The sequence below is a fragment of the Duncaniella dubosii genome, from assembly GCF_004803915.1.
Classification (GTDB): Bacteria; Bacteroidota; Bacteroidia; order Bacteroidales; family Muribaculaceae; genus Duncaniella; species Duncaniella dubosii.
Genome location: NZ_CP039396.1, coordinates 2,444,747 through 2,462,570, shown reverse-complemented (window position 1 = coordinate 2,462,570; position 17,824 = coordinate 2,444,747). Strand labels below are relative to the sequence as shown.

Below are 17,824 nucleotides of genomic sequence, written 5' to 3'. Positions count from 1 at the left end.
ATGAAAGAGGTGGTATCATTAAAAGAATGGCTGGATAACCATAATCTCATATATTCTTTGAGGAAGGATGTTCTTGTTATCCCTGGATTTGGCCGTTGTCTCATTCAGGATAACTATGATCATATCTTCAGGCAGACTAAGGATGGGGATGTGGTTTTCAACAGTATCGAGAATTATTCTTATCTGATAGCAGATGAGATTTATTATATTGTATTTCCTTTTGGGTGTCGGTGGTACTATATCGACATTCGTAAGGATCCTTCTGACCTCCAGTTCAAAATACTTCGGTATGTAGGTGAATCTCCGAAGTTTGAACATGAGTGTGAGTTTTACCCATTAGGCTTACATTCAGGTTTTGAGTTACTGAATGGTAGTGGCTTATTAAAAGACTGGTGTGCCAAGGCAAAATTCCTTGGATATAAGGGCATTGCAGTTGCTGATAGGAATACTATGGCTGCTTCCTTGGATTTGCAACAGTCAGCTACTGATGCTGGACTGAAATATTGTTTTGGATATTCCCTGACAGTACGAATTGGTCTGGATAAAGTCGGCGTTAAGATATACGCCGCTACTCAGCAAGGATTTAGGAATATGTTGCGTATTCAAAAAGCAGTTGCGGTAGATAGCTTTGAAACCAAGGAAATTGACCTGATCACATTACTAAATCTTGCTGAAGGCAATACTTTAGTTTTTGATAAATGGAGTGGTCATTGGCTTACCGAAAACAAGAACGCCTTGCAGGATTTTGTGGACGCTTTTGATGGGTGGGTATATTTTCAGGTAGATACGACCGAGTATCGTGCTGACAGAATAGACTCAACATTGTTGCAGAGCCAGAAAGCGTATTTTGACAACTTCTATCTGGGCAATCTGGAATATTCGATGAATATACGTCCAGTTTTGATTCAGGATGTGTATTATCTTGACAAAGAGGACTGGCGTACCAAAATCATTTTGAATAAAGTCGATACCGGCGCCGCGCACGAGCAATCATATAAACAGTATCTGAAAACTATTGATGAGATTTATGCTGAATTTCGTGCCCTGTTCTCAGATAGATATGATGATGAGGTTTTTTATGATATGTGCGCTGCTACTGCTGACATCATAGAAAATGCAACTGCCGCCTATGACCTGAGTGACAATTATGCCCCTAAGTATGATATGACACCCCAGGAGCAGGCAAAATATGGTGATACTCTCACTATGTTTCGAGAGCTGATTGAAGATGGCTTCCGAAAGCTGGTGCCGGAAGGAGAAGAAGAAGTTTATCGTAGGCGTGTAGAATATGAAAAATATGTAATCGAAAGTACCGACAATGTAGATTACTTTCTCATTCAAAGAGATGAGCTAAACTGGGCACAAGAAAACGGAATCTTGACTGGAATTGGTCGAGGCTCTGCCGGTGGCTGTTTACTTCTTTATCTGATGGGTATCACATTTATTGATCCTCTGAAGTACGATTTGATTTTCGAGCGCTTCTTGTTGCCGGAGCGTGCTGGCTTGGAGCCGGATAAGGTAACGATTATGGCTGATGATATTGAATCCTCAGATTATTTTGAGGTGGCCTTTGATAATGATACAATACTCTTGCTTGACAAGGATGCGGAGTTAGTTGTAATCAGAGATGGTGAACAACTGACCGTTTATGCAGATGAGTTGCAAGAAGGTGATGACATTCAGTTTGATAACTGTGATTTACTTCACACCTTACCCCACAAACTTCTGCATGAAAATCCAACGCATAACTCATAAGACTGACACTCAACTTGTATCTGACTGCTATGCCGGTGACGGATATGTAAAACGAAATCACGGTTCTCTTCCAGATATTGACTCCGACTTTAGCGCAGTACGTCGTGATGAAGTTAAGGCGTATCTGGAGAGACGTTACAATAAAGACGGCCTCCAGCGTGTCTTTTCTGCTGGTACATTCACCACTGAGAAGATTAAGTCTGTAATCAAGGATGTGGCTCGTACCCATAAAATATCTCAGGCCACCACCAATTATTTGACAGCCATATTGGATGATAATATGACGTGGACTGACCTGATGAAGATGGCTTCGACCGATAAGCGCATGAGGGATTTCATTCAGAAATATCCTGATGTCTTTGAAGAGATATTGCCGATTATGGGTCAAGCACGTTCTGCTGGTATTCACGCCTCTGCACTCATTATCACTCCTGAATATGTCAAGGGAGAGCGTGTCGAGTGCTTTGACCTGCTTCCTATCAGAAAGATGGGAGATTTGCTTGTGTCCGAAATATCAGGTAATGATATTGACGCTATTGGTATCTTGAAAAACGACGTGCTGGGTATTAAGGAGCTTACCAGGCTTTCTGATACACTTAATCTTGTGGAAAGTGAGTACGGTGTCAAGTATAATATTCTTGAAATAGCCTCAAAATACCTGAATGACGAGAAGGTTTTTAAGATCATCCGTGACGGAAACACTCAGGGCGTATTCCAGATGGGTGGCGAGGGCATTACAAAATTTATCAAACGTCTTGCGCCGGACAATATCAATGATCTGATTGCTTCGGTTGCTTTGTTCCGTCCGGGACCTTTGGATTCTGGTGCTGCTGACAATTATGTCCGGGCAAAGCGAGGTGAGTATGAGCCTACTTATCTTTGGGGTACTTACGAAATTTTGAAAGACACCTTTGCTCAGATGGTATATCAGGAGCAGATTTCGCGTGTGGCTCAGAAAGTCGGTGGACTTAGCCTTGGTGACGGTGTGAATCTTGTAAAGGCTTTGAGTAAAAAGAAGCTGGAGAAGGTGCGTAAGTTTCAGGACAAATTTTTTGCCGGAGCAAAACAAAACGGTTGTCCTAAAGAGGCGGCCGACCAAATCTGGAGCAATGTTGAAGATGCGGCTAAGTATTCATTCAATGCTTGTATTGCCGGCCATGAATATCTTTGGGGCAGACATAAGGAGAAAGGTTCTGGCACCCGGATTAACATCGGAGATATGTGGCGTACAAGGAATGATTACCAGTGGGCCAAGGAAAACGGTCGGCTTGCTCTTAGAAACAAGTATCGTAAGTATGGCTATGGAACTTGCTGGTCTCTAAATGAAGATGATAAGTTGGTCATCAATCGAATTGTGGATATCCGCTACCAGGGTGTCCGGCCAGTCTATCGTATCACTTTGGCTAATGGCAGTACCATAGATGTAACAGACAATCATAAGCACCCAACATTAAATGGTCAGAAGCGTACTGATGAATTAATCCCAGGAGAGGATTTTATGTATATCCGTGTAGGTTGGATCAAGGAAGATACTTCTTATCGGTTTACAGATAAGGGTGGATTGAATAATACTCGTTATCATTCAAACGACCATGTAGAAAGTCATACTTTGAATGTTCAAAAGGGGCATAAGGGTTTTCTGACTCGTGATTCCAACTATACTAAACTTGAATATTACAAGAATCACCTCAAAAAAGATTATTGTGAAGAATGTGGCCGGCGCCTAAAGCGTCTGGAGATCCATCATGTCAATGGTGATCATTCTGATGTCGGAGAAAATTATTCCAACATCAGAACACTCTGCCCCAGTTGTCATAAGAAGGCTCACTATGAAATGGGGCGAGTAAAAATGGGGCGTAAAGGCTTAGGTACAGCTGTCGTTCAAGTTGTTTCAGTGGAGTTCTTATGCAACACTGCCGTATATGATGTGGAAATGGAGCATCCATATCACACATTTCTTACCGGTAAAGGCGTGGTGACGTGTAATTCCCACGCTACTGCCTATGGACTGACCGCTTATGTCGGAGCGTGGTTAAAGACATATTATCCGACTGCCTTTTACACTGTAGTGTTGCGAGATCAGGATGAAGATAAAATGGCGGTCTTGATGAATGAAATTAAGACTGTGGGAGGTACCGAATTGGAGAAGCCCAACATCAATATCTCAGGTGAGAATTTCACAGCCGATTTTAAGAACAATAAGATATACTGGTCTTTATCTCGTATCAAACAGTTGGGACCGAAGGCTGTGAAGTATATCGTTCAAGAACGCAATTTATATGGCGAATTTTATAATCTGGAGGATTTCATCAAGCGTATTTTCAAGAGCAAGTTCAAAAGTTTTGAAGATGAGGGCACAGCAGAAGTTCGTGAGCGTTGCCCGGTAACAGCGAGAAGCGTCAGGAACCTCATCTTTGCTGGCGCGTTTGACCAGATTGAAAACGTCGGTTCAGTATTGGAGCGATATGGTCTCTTAGAGAGTGCAGCCAGTCTCTTAGGATTTAAGCTGACAGAAAAAGATATTCCGGAAGATATGCGTGATAAGCATTATTGGTGGAGCCGTCAGCAAATAGCCGTCTCAGGTCACGGAACTATTGACTATAAGAGAATATATGACAATCTGGAGAAGCCTAAAAGTGTTTCGGCCTATAAGTACATTGAGTTCTCAGAACTGAATAATATATTCTATGAGGTTCGGAAGGGCGTGATATGCGCTGCCATTTGCTCTGTAACTGATAGGTCTTATAAGGATAGGCGAACTGGTGAGACCAAGCACTTTGGCAAGATTGAACTTCAGCAGAATACCGAAACCAATATTCTAACAATTTGGGATGATTGGGATATTTGGAAGAAGGAACTGAGGAAGGCAGAGGGTCGTATGATTGTCGCTGTGGTCAACATAAAATGGAGTGATTATGATGAGAAGAATACTCTTCAAATCGGTAAAAGCTCATTCTTAAAATTGATTTGATATGTCTTTTTTAATTGACATACGCGAAGAGTTGGACGGTCAGGTTCAAGAGCAGCTTCGCAAATTCAGGCTTGAATGTGCCGGTACCAGTTATAGAGGCTGGTACCGTATTCAGGCTGCCATTGCCAAGGCTCGTGACCTCACCATATACCATGATAAGATTGAGAATTTTATCATGCCCAATCTCTTTGATGAAAATGGCGATGCGATTGCGTGGTATCATTGGCGAGATCCCCAGCAAGTACAAGTCAATATGATAAAACGTAATTTGCAGATCTCATCTAAAGGCAGTAGAAAGCGTGGCCGGGTCACACCTACCAGACTCAAAATGCTGATGAAGGAGATTCTTAACTATCGAATAGAACAATACTTAAATCCACAAACAGATATGGAAAAATTAAAAATCATGTGTATTGTAGGTGGCTCTGGCTGTGGTAAGACCTTGGCCTCGTTACACCTGAAGTACCATAAAGAGGCAAATGTGATTTGCTCCTTTACAACCAGACCTCCCAGACCTACGGAAGTGGAGGGGCGTGATCATCATTTCATTGACATCGTTCCAGACAAAACGGAGTTGATTGCTTATGCTCATTTTGGTGGATATTATTATTATGCTACCAAATGGCAAGTCTTTGGCCCATGCACTGTTTATGTGATTGATGAAAAGGGGCTGGAAAATCTGCGAAATGACTTCGGAGAAGTTTACGATATCCATACTGTGCTGATTAAGCGAGATAAGGCTCTGCGCCGTAAATCTGGGATTGATGAGACCCGGCTCCGTCGAGATGAGCGCCGTAACCTCAATGATGAGGATTATGATTATGTGATTGTCAACAATGGCAAAAAGGCAGAGCTATTTAAGGAAATAGAACGTATTTACGAAGAAATTAAAAACAAATAAGATGGCAGCACCAGTTGAAAAAGGCAATATCATTGTTGGAATATTCTATGACTTTGAAACCGGCGGTCTTGACTGTACCAGAAGTGCCGCGACTCAAATATCACTTCATGCAGTTCGTCTCGATACCTTTGAAGTGATAGATAGGTATAATTCTTATATCTATCCTTACAGTAAGAAAGCAGACATCGGCAAGCCCAAAAGAAAAGTGCTTAAAAATAAGTACGATGCAGAAGAAGAGGAAGAGCTGATGGAGTATGGTTCCACAGCTTTGGATATAAGTGGAATCACTATGGATTTGCTTTATAAGCAAGGCAAACCTTTGGAAGATGTATGTAATGAGATCTGCGACTTCATTGAAAGAAATACCTTCCCAGTGGTGGCTTCAAACAAGCCCTTTATGATCGGTCAGAATCCGTTATTTGATAATGGATTTATGCAGCAGATTATGCTCTATACTGGAGTCTGGGCAAGATTTATCAAACTTGTCCGGGGAGCCAAGGATTTCTGGGGTAACTTCCAGCCCACTCAACTTGACACAATCCTCCTTTCTCAGCTCACTTTTGATAATGACAAGAGTATCACTACTTGGAAACTGGAGGCTATGGCAGAGCGTCTGGGCATTGATCTGGATGACGCTCACGATGCAGACGCTGATGTGACTGCTACCAGAGAAATCGTAAGAGTGCTCACTGCAAGGATGCGCTCACAGTCTGCTGGTGGTGGTACTGAAGTCGGAGGTCTAACTGCTGAAAAACGAGAGAAACTTAGGGATCATTTCAAGATATAATTATGAAAACAGAGTTCAAATTTGATAAAGCCACTGGAACGATGAAACCGGCCAGTGATGCAGTTGCACAAGCTGTAAATGCCAATGTGCATAAAGATGTTGTGCAGTCAAAGTCTGACAAGACTACTTTCCAGCCCAAGTTTGAGAGCGAAAAAAAGATAGATGTAAAGTCCGATACCGTCAATGTCAATCATAATCAGGTCGTTCAGATGAAGCGTGTAAATCATCCAACACCCATTCAGCTGATTGATGAAAATGGTATGCCTGAAGCCTATCTTGATTCAATTACAACTGGAGTGATGATGTTCCGGGAAAGAGAGGATTTAGACATCTGTCAGATAAGTGATGAGAAAACCGGGAAAGTGCTTGCATATATCGGTGGATATGCACTTCAGTTCAATTTTAATATGACTGAATTGAATACGATGGAGCGAATTGAGCAATGTCTGCAAGGGATTGTAAAGTTGTTCCGACACCAAATTATGAACCAAAATCTGCGTAGTAATTCATCAGAGAAATGAGATATTGAGTTTAGATGAGCAAGTTTTCTATTATCTATAAAAGAACAATAATTTTTATAGACAATAGAAAATGAAGCTCACAGACCAAGAAGAGAAGTTCTGCCTGGTATATGCCTGCGGGCCTTCACCATATAACGGCAATGCGCGCAAAACCTTTGACCTTGTATTCAACGGGAATACAGGGGCGCTGTTTGATCCCTCTAAAGATGGGGTTGAAGAGCATACAAAAAATGAGGTTGAAGTCGCCATTGCCGTTCGGCAGCTTATAACACGCGATGATATTCGGGATCGCATAGACCAGTTAAGAAGCGAAACATTAGTTGACGCAACAACACTACGCCCCAGATTGACTGAAACCCTATTGAAAATTGCTGATGAGTGTTCTACTCTGATGGTGGTTGATCGCTGGGGCAACACTCAATCTCCGGCTGCTCTACGCTCTGTCGCTGTTAACGCTATCAGCAAATTGACCGATATGTATGGTATCAAGGAAGATATTGCACATAAGGTTATGCTGGAAGGTGCAGACGGCGATGGTATTACATTCAACTTGATTGTGCCGGAAGTCAATAAGGACAATGGAATTGATAAAGTGATTGAATAATTTTTAATCTAATTTCATTGTATATGAATGAGTTAAAAGTCGGGGATCAGATTACAATTCGTTATTCCAAAAAGTTGGAGCAGAATGGAAATAGCCTTTTAACAAATAGGACTGGCGTAGTCACACGGATTTTATTTACTGGGGGCAACTTAACCGGAGCTTATGTTGATGTTAAGGTGATGAGACGAATTAGAAATTATTATATCCCTATTAGCTCGATTGAAGGACCTGACACCATCAACAAAATGAGAACTCTAAGTATATTAAAATCAACAATATTATAAGATGAAAACTATAAAAAAAGGAAGCAGAGGCCAAGAAGTTAAGCACTTGCAGACTTATCTTCATTTGATGGCCGATGGTATTTTTGGACCTTTGACTGAAGAGGCGGTTAAAGAGTTCCAGAAAAATCATGGATTGACCGCTGACGGCATTGTTGGTACTAAGACATGGGCTGTCATCGAAGCAGACGAGGCCAAAGGAGTCTCTTCAATCGCTAAGAGCAAGCGCAATATTAAAGAGATCATTATCCATTGCTCTGACACCCCAGAGGGGAAAGACTTTACTGTAGCAGACATTCGGGCATGGCATAAGGCTCGTAACTTCTCAGATGTAGGCTATCACTATGTGATTTATCGTGACGGTTCTATTCATCTGGGGCGTGACATCGACATTGCCGGCGCCCACTGCACTAACCACAATACCATCAGTATCGGCATTTGCTATATAGGTGGTCGAGAGGTAGGTAGTACAAAACCTAAAGATACTCGCACTGCCGAGCAGAAAAAGGCACTTCTCAAACTCCTGAAGGATTTGAAGAAGCTATATCCTAATGCCACCATTCACGGACATAAGGAGTTTGCAAATAAGGCTTGTCCTTGTTTTGAGGTCAAGAAAGAGTATTCAAACCTCTAATCTATAAACTTATGTGGAAAATAATCTTAAATAAATATAACCCATATCTGGTTATTGGGATTCTTTGCTTTTTTCTTTGGCAAACATATAGTCAGGTTGCAAAATATCAGCACAAGGCCAATACATTGGAGGCAACTATCAGTGACTTGAATCAGGAAATCAAATATACCAAGATTCAACTGAATGATTCTATTGCCTTATATCAGGCAGAAGTCAAGAGCCTGAATATGACTCAGAATAATCTTAAGGCTAAGTATAACAATTTATTGGCAGCTTCTAAGGTAAAGCCGAAGGACATTAGCAATGTAACGGAAGTTTCAAGCACAATTCATAGTATTGATACCGTGATTGCAGTAATTGATTCTTTCGGTGGAATCAAAGCGAAGTTAGAAGATGATTTTGTGGATATAGATGTTGAGGTATTGCCGGATAAAAAGACCATTATTGATTATGAAGTTCGGGACAGTTTAACCATACTCAGTGTTCAGAAAAAACATTCTTGGCTATTCGGATTAATCAAATGGAAAGAACAAAAAGGTATTAAAGTAATCAATCACAATCCAAAAGCTGAGATTGTCAGCCTTCAAACTATAGACATCATCGAGAAATGAAAAAAAATAACAAGCCAATCACTCCTGATAACTTAAAGAAGATTGGCCAAAATGCAGTTAATAAATTGCAGAATATTAAATGTCAATCTAAAAAGAACTAAGCATCGGTTTTAATGATTATGAATATGGATATTACAGAAATCACGACTATGCTTGGTACAATGCTTGGCATTATCACCCCATTGGGCGGTGTTGGAGCATGGTTATACCGTAAACAAAATAAACGTCTTAAAGAAGCTGAAGCTGCTTTAGCAGAGGCAAACGTCAGTAAGGCAAAGGTTGAGAGCAAGGCCGATGAATGGAATATCTGGAAAGAACAGCTTGAAGCCGAGCGTGAGCATGTTAAGTTCAAGGATGAGCGCATAAACGAATTGCTCAGGATGAATGCCGACAAAGAAGATCGACATCAGCAAGATATTAAAGACTGGGAGGAACGATTTGATAAGCAAACAGATAGACTGCGAGACGTACAGCGAGATTTGTTGGCAAGGACTCAGCAAGAGATTGTTTATACGAAACGAATTGCGGATTTAGAGCGAGAACGTGATTTTTTCAAAACATGGTTCTGTCGTAGGGAATTTGGCAATGAACAATGTGATCCTGAAAAATGCGGCAGACGCGAACCTAAGCAATCTGTACCTATAAAATATATCCCTTTGGAGAAAACAAAACAGATTGTTCCCAGCAGTGGTAATGATGTTTCAGCAATCGATACGAATTGTTAAGAATAAATTTATTAAGAGCTATGGAGTAGTAACTATACCGTAGCTCTTTTTAGTTATCGGACTATTATTGAGAAAAGTATCTTAATAATGGCAAGATTAGAACGACCAAGAGGTCTCAAAATAACATTCAAACCTTCCGCAAGACAATATGAGCTTTGGAACGCCCTGCAACCTAACCATTGTGATAAGTGTGGGGGTAAGCTCGCTATGCGGCCAAATGGATTTGACAGCAAAGGACATCAGGTTTATAGAGCTACATGTGTGCAATGTGGCAATACAGACATTCCTGAACAAGTCTTGGGTGGCGGTTCTGCCGGTGGTGGTAAGTCTTACATCGGCTGCTGTTGGCTTGTATGTAGTTGTATTCAATTCCCCGGTATTCGCATGGTGGTTGCTCGTAAGGTCCGTAAGACTCTTCTGGAAACCACTTGGAAAACACTGAATGATGTACTTAATTCATGGGGATTAAAGAAAGATATTCATTACCACGTCAATAACGTGACTTATGTAATTACGTTTTGGAATGGTTCTGAAATCATAGCAATGGACTTGACTCCAAGCCCTCAAGACCCTGATTTCAACTCCCTTGGTTCTTTGGAAATCACTGGAGGCTTCATAGATGAGGTTTCTGAGGTCTCTGAGAAGGCTGTGGAGGTATTGGCTTCCCGTATTCGTTATAAGATAGCAGAGACCTTTATTGTGGGTAAATTGTTTATGTCAACAAATCCTTGTTTGACATGGGTGCGCTCTACCTTTGTAATGACAGATGATGGAGATCCGGTGGAACTTCAGTCTGGTTATCGCTATATTCCATTCAGTCTTTTCGACAATCCTAATGAGCAATTCCGAGCTATCTACTACAATAAGTTGAGCAAACTTCGTAATAAAGCTGACCGAGACCGTCTGCTCTATGGTAACTGGCTATTTACCACCAGTAACAAAATGGCAGCATATTGGAATTTTGATGGCGACACGCATCTTGTGCATAATCTTAGGGAACAATCTTACAATCCGATGAAGCCTCTCATCCTCAGTTTTGACTTCAATGTCAATCCATATATGAGTTGCCTTCCTATCCAGATTGATTACGACAATAAGATTGTGTGTGTCTTTCCTGAATATGTCGGCTATCCCAAAGATAAGAGAAACAACACTCCTTCATTCACTCGCTGGATTGCCTCTCAGCTTGTAGCGGACGGTCATATTGGTGGTGTATTATTGACTGGAGACCCTGCTGGATTGTCTCGCTCTACTCAAACTGAAGAGGGAGTCAATAACTTCACAATCGCCAATAAGAATATGACAAACGCCGTACTGAAGCCAAAGATTCAGCTATTGAGCAAGCAGCCGGCAATGATTACTCGATTGGAGTTTATCAATGAACTGTTACAAAATTTCAAAGGCTGGAAGGTTTATATTGATGCACGTTGTCATAAACTGATTGAGGACTTCGTATATCAGAAAAAGAACCCGGATGGCACCAAGGAAAAGAAGAAAGTATTGAATGATAATGGTGAGCGCGTTGAACGATGGGGCACTTCTCAGACTGTTTTGATTATGCGATGATATACTATTTGAGTCAGTATTATTCCCAATATAAAACTGCATCTACAGAGATTGTAACCACTATCGACTCAAACGACACTGTATATGGTGATTTTGACTATTAATAAATAAAACAGTACAAAATAATATGGCATATCATCGTTTTCTGACAAATAAGGATTACTGCTGCATTGCTACTGAAGAGCACATGAAGCAGCTTATCCGAGACGTTCCAGAGCGTTTTCCACAAGCCGAGCAACGTGCCGAGATGCAAATGCTGGAATATCTCGACCAGTATTATGAAATAGAAAAGGTACTGGCAGTGGGTAAAAACATCCGCGAGTATAGTCCTTATGTTTCTTATCCGGTAAATACTTGGATTAAGAAGGATGAGGAGATTTTCAAAACCCTGATGCGTATCAATGGCTATAAGAAGCCGACAAAACTTGAATACTGGCGTCAGGTGGTTGATTTTGTTGATCCCAGGTTAATTGACCATGCGCATAAGTATTCCCAGCTTAGGATGTACCCCAAGGGCGAAATCGTGAAATTTGGCACTGAATACTGGCAGTGTATGATTCCTCATGGTTTTGAGAAGGGGGATATACACATGCCAGGTGTAAAAGCGTGGCGTGAAGCTGAGATTATTCCTTGGGAACCCAATATGGAATGGGAGAAAGATCAAGTTTGCTCTTTTAATGAGCAATTCTATCAGTTCCTTGGAGAGCCGGAAACTGAAGAGCCGATAGAAGATCCCGAACCCCAGCCTGAAGAGCCGGAGCCCATAGAGCCATTACCTGATGACGACCCAGAAATCTCTTTGCAAAATGAAGAGGAAGAGGGCGGTGGAGAAGTCAATGAGGATGAGCAAGAGCCTATCCCTGATTTGCCGGCCGATGAGATTGTATTGACTCCAGAGGAAGATGATCGTTGGGGTCTTATCGGAGAATATTCAGAAGAGCTGGAGTACGATTATTCAGAAGGTGTTTTTGATTATGTCGTAGCAGAAGGCACTGTTTTCTATCCAGTCCTGAATCCTAACCCGGATGAGCTGGTGGATGGTGTGAATATTACAAGGGATGATCCGAGAAATGCAAATATCGTGGCCCACCTAAGCCGTATCGCCCTATATCATCTTCATTCGATCATTTCTGCCACCAATATTCCTGAGACACGGCGTTGGGCCTATGAGGACTCGATACAGTGGCTCTACAATGCCTCGAAGTTCAAGATCAATCCTCAGTTGCCGAGAAAGAGGGAGCATGATTCGTGTGCCCCTAAAGTGGACTGGGCATTGGAGACTTTTCAGAGAAGTTATGACCCTAACGAAAATCCTTGGCTAATTTGAACAACTTTCTTTCTTGCCTGGCAGGGCGGTCATTCTTGTGTAAAAGCAGGGTGATCGCCTTATTTATTAACTTTATTTAACACTTATAGGGCTTTTGAGAGGCTTAAAATTCAAATTTTGATGAAATAATAGGTCTTAAAATTCAAATTTTATAGCTAATTTTGTGATGCAAAATGTGATTTTATGTCACAACTTGTGCATACAATGTGATTTTTCCAGAAATTGCAATATGCGAATTCACTGGTTATCAATATTTTATTGTGAATTTCAGGATTAACCCTGTCCTTCCGCAATATTCGCTTATTATCAGCGACTTATAAAATAAGTACCCGAAAAAGTACCCGAAGACGGACTTTTGAAGGTACTTTTCTTTTATCAGGGGCCAATATAAAGCCGGAAGCCCCGCCCGGCTCCCGGCTCTATTCGTTTATTTACCTTTTGCGGCCCGGTGTATCTTTATCGCTACCTTTACGCCGATAATTATCGCATAAACGCTGAACCCGCCGATGACTGCCAAATATAGCCAATCCCAAATTGTGGACTTCGGCTTTTCCTCTGTCTTGGTGTCGGTATCTTCCTTCGCTTCGGCGTTGATGTTCTGTTTTTCCGTGTCGTCTTCGATAGTGGTTCGGTCGGCATGGGCTTCCGTCCAGCTTTGCTCGTTTTTCTCCCCATTAAGAACTGCCCGGCTTTTCGTGATGCTTTTCACGTTGGGAGGCTTCGCCTTCTCGTCGCCCTCGGAAGCGGTAGCGGCTATTACTGTGTTAAGCCAATCCGGGGCCGTGCTCAAGACCGAATCCAGACCAAGAAAAGACCATTTCAGACAAAGTTTTGGCACTAAAATGGCACTAAGAATCAACATCATGGTTTTAGTGCCAAAATAGCCTCGAACTATCTGCGGTCAACTGGTGTCAGTGCCTGCACAGTCACCTTTTGACGGCATAACGCCGACAACACGGAAAACCGCTCCGTCTCTCGTCGCTTTCGATAGTCTGAATCAAAGCGTTTGTGATATTCCAACGCAACATTTCAGTGTGGCAAAACGTTATTATATGAGAATTATTTATTAACTTTGCCACACGAAAGCAAACAGATATGGATAAGATAATAGCCCGCAACATAAAGAAACTCAGGGAAACAGCCCGATACACACAGGATGAGATCGCGCAGGCTCTCGGCGTAACGAGGTCGGCATACAGCAACTATGAGTCGGGCGACAGGGAGGTGCCATACGATGTAATCGAGAAAGCAAGCGACTTTTTCGGTTGCGATATGGCTGTATTGTTTGAAGAAAACGAGAATGTCGATGCCATGATTCTTGCATCGGCTTTCCGTCTTGACGGTATGACAGCCGATGATGCGGCTGAAATCATGCGCTTCAAAGATATTGTGAAGTCTTATTTGAAGATGGAGGCGATAGAGGCTCGATGAAAGCTGCATTATTAAATCTCGTGGAGAATCAGGTGTCACGGTTTCGTCAGATGGCGGGACTGAGTGATGCCGAGGCGGTCAATCTCAAAAGTCTGCTTTTGAAATTGAATGTGCTTACTGTTTATCGTCCGTTGTCTGATAACTTCTCAGGCATGAGTCTGAAAAGCGGTGACAGACGGTTTATGCTCATCAATTCCAACCAGCCGAAATGCCGTCAACATTTCACAATTGCCCATGAACTCTATCATCTGTATGTGGATCCGAATCCGATGCCGCATAACTGTTCTGCCGATGGAAAGAAAAGTGATGCAGAGCAATGTGCGGATGCTTTTGCCCTGATGTTCCTTATGCCGGCAGACGGTGTAAGACAGATGATTCCGGACAATGAGCTGATGTCAGGGCATGTGTCGTTGGCCTCGGTGCTGAGAATAGAGCATTATTTTTCGGTGTCACATTCCGCTGCTCTCAATCGGCTTTTTGACCTCAGACTTATTGACCGAAACGAGAGAGACCTTTATCTGCAATATCCGGTAAAGAAGACTGCAAGGGAATACGGCTATGACACCACCTTATATGAGCCGGGCAATGAAAATCTTGTAATCGGAAATTTCGGTGAGATGGCAAGACGGCTTTTCGATGAGGAAAAGATTTCCGAAGGCCATTATATAGAACTGTTACATAAAATCGGCATAAATGACAGCGAAGACTAAAATCGTACTTGACGCCGATGTAATCATTCACTTTGTCAAGGCCGGACAGTTCAGCCTGCTGCTTGATATATTCCCGGAATATCAGTATATCATACTGGATGTGGTTTATGACGAAGTGACTGTCAATAAGGCTACGAAGACACAGATTGACAACACTCTGAAATTTCTATCCGCTCGTATTGCCAATGTGACGTTCGCCCCTAAGGGAGAATCCCGGCTTGAGTATGCCCGACTTCGCTCAACTTTGCTGTTAGGCAAGGGAGAGAGTGCATGTATGGTATATTGTCGTGACAATCAGGATGTGCTTGGCAGCAGCAACCTTAAAGATATAAAGGAATATTGCAGCCAAAATCAGATAACATATCTGACCACATTGGATTTCCTATATTACGCATATATACGAAAGAAAATGAGCAAGGTCGAGATAGATGCTTTTATCAAGGATGTAAGGGCAAATGGCAGTAAACTTCCGGATGTTGATATAGAAAAATATGTACCCACAAGTCAGATTTAAGAAATGCGCGAGACTCTGTTAGAAATTATTAAATCGAACTCCCGGTCTTGCAAGTATGAGACAAATCGACTAATTTTGAAATAGTGATTGGACATTGCCTGTGGAGACAGGCTTTCGGAGTCCAAAGTCCGAGTTGTAAACTTTGGCACTAAAACGGCACTGACAAAAACATTGAACATCCAACTATTTGATATAGTTGCATTTACAGCGGAGAAGCACGCCCCTGCCCTTCCGCAATATTCGCTGATTCTCAGCGAATTACAAAATAAAGACAAAAAAGTAGCCAAAAACGGACTTTTGAGAGCACTTTTCTTTTATCCGAAGCCAATATAAAGCCGGAAGTCACGCCCGGCTCTATTCTTTTATCACACCACCTTAAATAGAACTAAAATGAGATTCCACAAATACATCTTTTATGCTTTCTGCATCGCAATAAATCCCGCTTATGGAGCAAATGCCGAAAATGCCACAGACCTACGTTTCAAGCACAATCTGACGGAAAAAGGAACTGACACAGACATTGCTGAATACACCGATTTGGTAAACAACGTTTATAATAAATTCGTGTTTGCAATCGATGCGGATGTGAATGACAAGCCTGAGATATATTTCACGGACAACGCTTTAAAGAAACTTCAGGAAGACTACGATTTTGATTGTCAGAATGATGGTCCTTGTTATGCCTTTTATGCTTTGAGAACCATGATGCAGGATTCAAGACCGGGGTCAGACGGAGAGTCCAAGGTATATGGTATAGAACCGAGTGGCGACGGTTGGTATGTTGTCTTATATTCAGATATGGGGTGGCCGGGCAAAACACGTATCAAAATCATTGACGGAAAAATAGATACATACGAGCGCATGGCTAAATAACCATAATATGACTCCCGGCATTTACTCCGATTCCATCCACGCCAAGCAATGTGGAGTCCTACAGGAGACAAAATTGGCAAAAGAAAAGCCACTAAATCTCTGATTTTCAGCGATTTAGCGACTAAAAACGTTGTCTTACCTGGATTCGAACCAAGACAGGCAGAACCAAAAACTGCAGTGCTACCATTACACCATAAGACAATCCTATTTGCCCAAAGAGTACACGGATGTCTCTCTAAAGCGCTGCAAAGGTAGAAAGTTTTTGGCGATTTTCCAAATCCGAAGCTGATTTTTTGTGATTTTTCTGCGATGTATTTTTTACGAAAGATTCAAATCTTAGGTTGTAATATTTCCAACGACGAGATACAACGACCGTCCCGTGATTAAGAGTGATGACAGAGCAATTGCACTTCTCAGTGGAATCCTTCAAGAGCCAATTTTATTTTTTTCTGAAATAAATTTGTCATTCCGTAAATAATATATACCTTTGCAACATAAATTTTAAAGTAAACGCAAGAATATTTTGAAAAAATGACACGATTTTACGCATATCCGTTTTTTTATTATTTTTATTTTGACAAAAAATAAGAACGGGATTTGCATGCGTAGATTTTTCATTATGATTGCAAAATATTTCCATCATAAAAATCCCGTTCGTCAATGAACGGGATTTTTTATTTTAGTGACATAGAACTGAACAAAATTATAAGACCGTATATTTTAACTACTGTCAAATGACTACGACAATGAAAAAGATTACCATCCAAGGAGTGGCCGGGTGCTACCACGACGCAGCAGCCCACCTCTATTTCAGCGAAGATGACATACAGACCATTGAATGCGAGACATTTCCTGCCATGTTTGAAACGCTCGCGACCGACGCATCACTGCTTGGAATAGTGGCAATCGAAAACACTATTGCCGGAAGTCTTCTGCAAAACCACGAATTGCTGCGCCAGAGCAATCTGAGGATAATCGGCGAACTGAAACTGAGGATCTCACACGTACTCGCCGCGCTTCCGGGACAGTCTATCGACGACCTTTCGGAAGTCAACTCCCACCCGATGGCCCTGATGCAGTGCGAACAGTTCCTGCGCCGCCATCCGAATCTCAAAATCGTGGAGCGCCTTGACACCGCAGGAAGTGCCAAAGAAATCGCGACCGACAATCTTGAAGGCCATGCAGCCGTCTGCGGAGAATATGCAGCCTCGCTCTATGGTCTAAACATACTTGAAAAGGGTATCGAGACCAATAAACGCAATTTCACGCGCTTCCTCATAATAGCCGACCCGTTGCTCGCATCAGAAATCGGGCCTGCCGAACGTGACATCGACAAGGCTTCAATAGTCTTCACACTCCCCCACACACACGGAGCGCTGTCAAAGGTGCTGACAATCCTTTCGTTCTACGACATCAACCTCTCAAAAATACAATCAACCCCGATTGTAGGACGCGAATGGGAATACAGATTCTATGTCGATGTGACATTCGACAGCCTCGTGCGCTACCATCAGGCCATCGAAGCCGTGCGTCCGCTCATCAAAGACCTCAAGATACTCGGCGAATATGCCGAAGCCAAGATAACCCACGCTTAACCCCTCACCAACAGACTC

Annotated in this window: 17 protein-coding genes and 1 pseudogene; 17 read left to right on the top strand and 1 reads right to left on the bottom strand. The window is 42.1% G+C overall.

Annotation, left to right across the window (positions count from 1 at the left end; all coding sequences use genetic code 11):
• From E7747_RS10735 to E7747_RS10685, 12 genes and pseudogenes are all read left to right on the top strand, one after another.
• Complete coding sequence (locus E7747_RS10735; RefSeq protein WP_128701953.1) at window positions 1–1,755, top strand: PHP domain-containing protein; 1,755 nt, start codon at window positions 1–3, stop codon at window positions 1,753–1,755.
• A complete protein-coding gene (locus E7747_RS10730) occupies window positions 1,730–4,726 on the top strand; it encodes a helix-hairpin-helix domain-containing protein (RefSeq protein ID WP_164913120.1) in 2,997 nt (998 codons plus the stop codon). The genes E7747_RS10735 and E7747_RS10730 overlap by 26 nt, the downstream gene beginning before the upstream one ends.
• A 1-nt stretch (window position 4,727) precedes the next feature.
• Window positions 4,728–5,627 carry a nucleoside/nucleotide kinase family protein gene (locus tag E7747_RS10725; RefSeq protein WP_136415882.1) on the top strand — a complete coding sequence of 300 codons (900 nt, stop codon included), beginning with the start codon at window positions 4,728–4,730 and terminating at the stop codon, window positions 5,625–5,627.
• A 1-nt stretch (window position 5,628) separates the two neighbouring features.
• On the top strand, window positions 5,629–6,414 hold the full coding sequence (locus E7747_RS10720) for a 3'-5' exonuclease (RefSeq protein WP_136415881.1): 786 nt from the start codon (window positions 5,629–5,631) through the stop codon (window positions 6,412–6,414).
• A gap of 2 nt (window positions 6,415–6,416) precedes the next feature.
• Window positions 6,417–6,935: a hypothetical protein gene (locus E7747_RS10715; protein WP_136415880.1), complete on the top strand. Its 519-nt coding sequence runs from the start codon at window positions 6,417–6,419 to the stop codon at window positions 6,933–6,935.
• Between the two features lie 70 nt (window positions 6,936–7,005).
• Window positions 7,006–7,539, top strand: a complete 534-nt coding sequence (locus tag E7747_RS10710) for a hypothetical protein (protein WP_136415879.1) — start codon at window positions 7,006–7,008, stop codon at window positions 7,537–7,539.
• Window positions 7,540–7,824: 285 nt separating this feature from the next.
• Window positions 7,825–7,986 (top strand): annotated as a pseudogene (locus E7747_RS17010) (peptidoglycan-binding domain-containing protein); the annotation flags it as partial.
• 45 nt (window positions 7,987–8,031) lie between these two features.
• Window positions 8,032–8,454, top strand: a complete 423-nt coding sequence (locus E7747_RS17005) for an N-acetylmuramoyl-L-alanine amidase (protein ID WP_394366331.1) — start codon at window positions 8,032–8,034, stop codon at window positions 8,452–8,454.
• Window positions 8,455–8,465: 11 nt separating this feature from the next.
• Window positions 8,466–9,065 (top strand): DUF6549 family protein, encoded by a 600-nt coding sequence (locus tag E7747_RS10700; protein ID WP_136415877.1) that lies wholly within the window; start codon window positions 8,466–8,468, stop codon window positions 9,063–9,065.
• A gap of 125 nt (window positions 9,066–9,190) precedes the next feature.
• Complete coding sequence (locus E7747_RS10695) at window positions 9,191–9,790, top strand: hypothetical protein (RefSeq protein WP_124031231.1); 600 nt, start codon at window positions 9,191–9,193, stop codon at window positions 9,788–9,790.
• An 87-nt stretch (window positions 9,791–9,877) separates the two neighbouring features.
• A complete protein-coding gene (locus E7747_RS10690; protein WP_228449139.1) occupies window positions 9,878–11,356 on the top strand; it encodes a phage terminase large subunit in 1,479 nt (492 codons plus the stop codon).
• Between the two features lie 187 nt (window positions 11,357–11,543).
• Window positions 11,544–12,683, top strand: coding sequence for a hypothetical protein (locus tag E7747_RS10685; RefSeq protein ID WP_136415876.1), 1,140 nt, complete (start codon window positions 11,544–11,546; stop codon window positions 12,681–12,683).
• A 427-nt stretch (window positions 12,684–13,110) separates the two neighbouring features.
• Here the strand turns inward: E7747_RS10685 and E7747_RS10680 are convergent, their stop codons facing one another.
• Entirely contained in the window at window positions 13,111–13,548 is a 438-nt protein-coding gene (locus tag E7747_RS10680) for a hypothetical protein (RefSeq protein ID WP_136415875.1), read from the bottom strand.
• A gap of 230 nt (window positions 13,549–13,778) precedes the next feature.
• On the opposite strand from E7747_RS10680, the gene E7747_RS10675 reads away from it, so the two are divergent.
• From E7747_RS10675 to E7747_RS10650, 5 genes are all read left to right on the top strand, one after another.
• On the top strand, window positions 13,779–14,114 hold the full coding sequence (locus E7747_RS10675) for a helix-turn-helix domain-containing protein (RefSeq protein WP_123406770.1): 336 nt from the start codon (window positions 13,779–13,781) through the stop codon (window positions 14,112–14,114).
• Window positions 14,111–14,824 (top strand): ImmA/IrrE family metallo-endopeptidase, encoded by a 714-nt coding sequence (locus E7747_RS10670; protein WP_136415874.1) that lies wholly within the window; start codon window positions 14,111–14,113, stop codon window positions 14,822–14,824. Before E7747_RS10675 ends, E7747_RS10670 begins: the two co-directional genes overlap by 4 nt.
• Window positions 14,808–15,338, top strand: a complete 531-nt coding sequence (locus E7747_RS10665) for a hypothetical protein (protein ID WP_136415873.1) — start codon at window positions 14,808–14,810, stop codon at window positions 15,336–15,338. The genes E7747_RS10670 and E7747_RS10665 overlap by 17 nt, the downstream gene beginning before the upstream one ends.
• A 390-nt stretch (window positions 15,339–15,728) precedes the next feature.
• Window positions 15,729–16,211, top strand: a complete 483-nt coding sequence (locus tag E7747_RS10660) for a hypothetical protein (RefSeq protein ID WP_136415871.1) — start codon at window positions 15,729–15,731, stop codon at window positions 16,209–16,211.
• A 746-nt stretch (window positions 16,212–16,957) separates the two neighbouring features.
• Complete coding sequence (locus E7747_RS10650) at window positions 16,958–17,806, top strand: prephenate dehydratase (protein WP_136415869.1); 849 nt, start codon at window positions 16,958–16,960, stop codon at window positions 17,804–17,806.
• The last annotated feature ends 18 nt before the right edge of the window (window positions 17,807–17,824 follow it).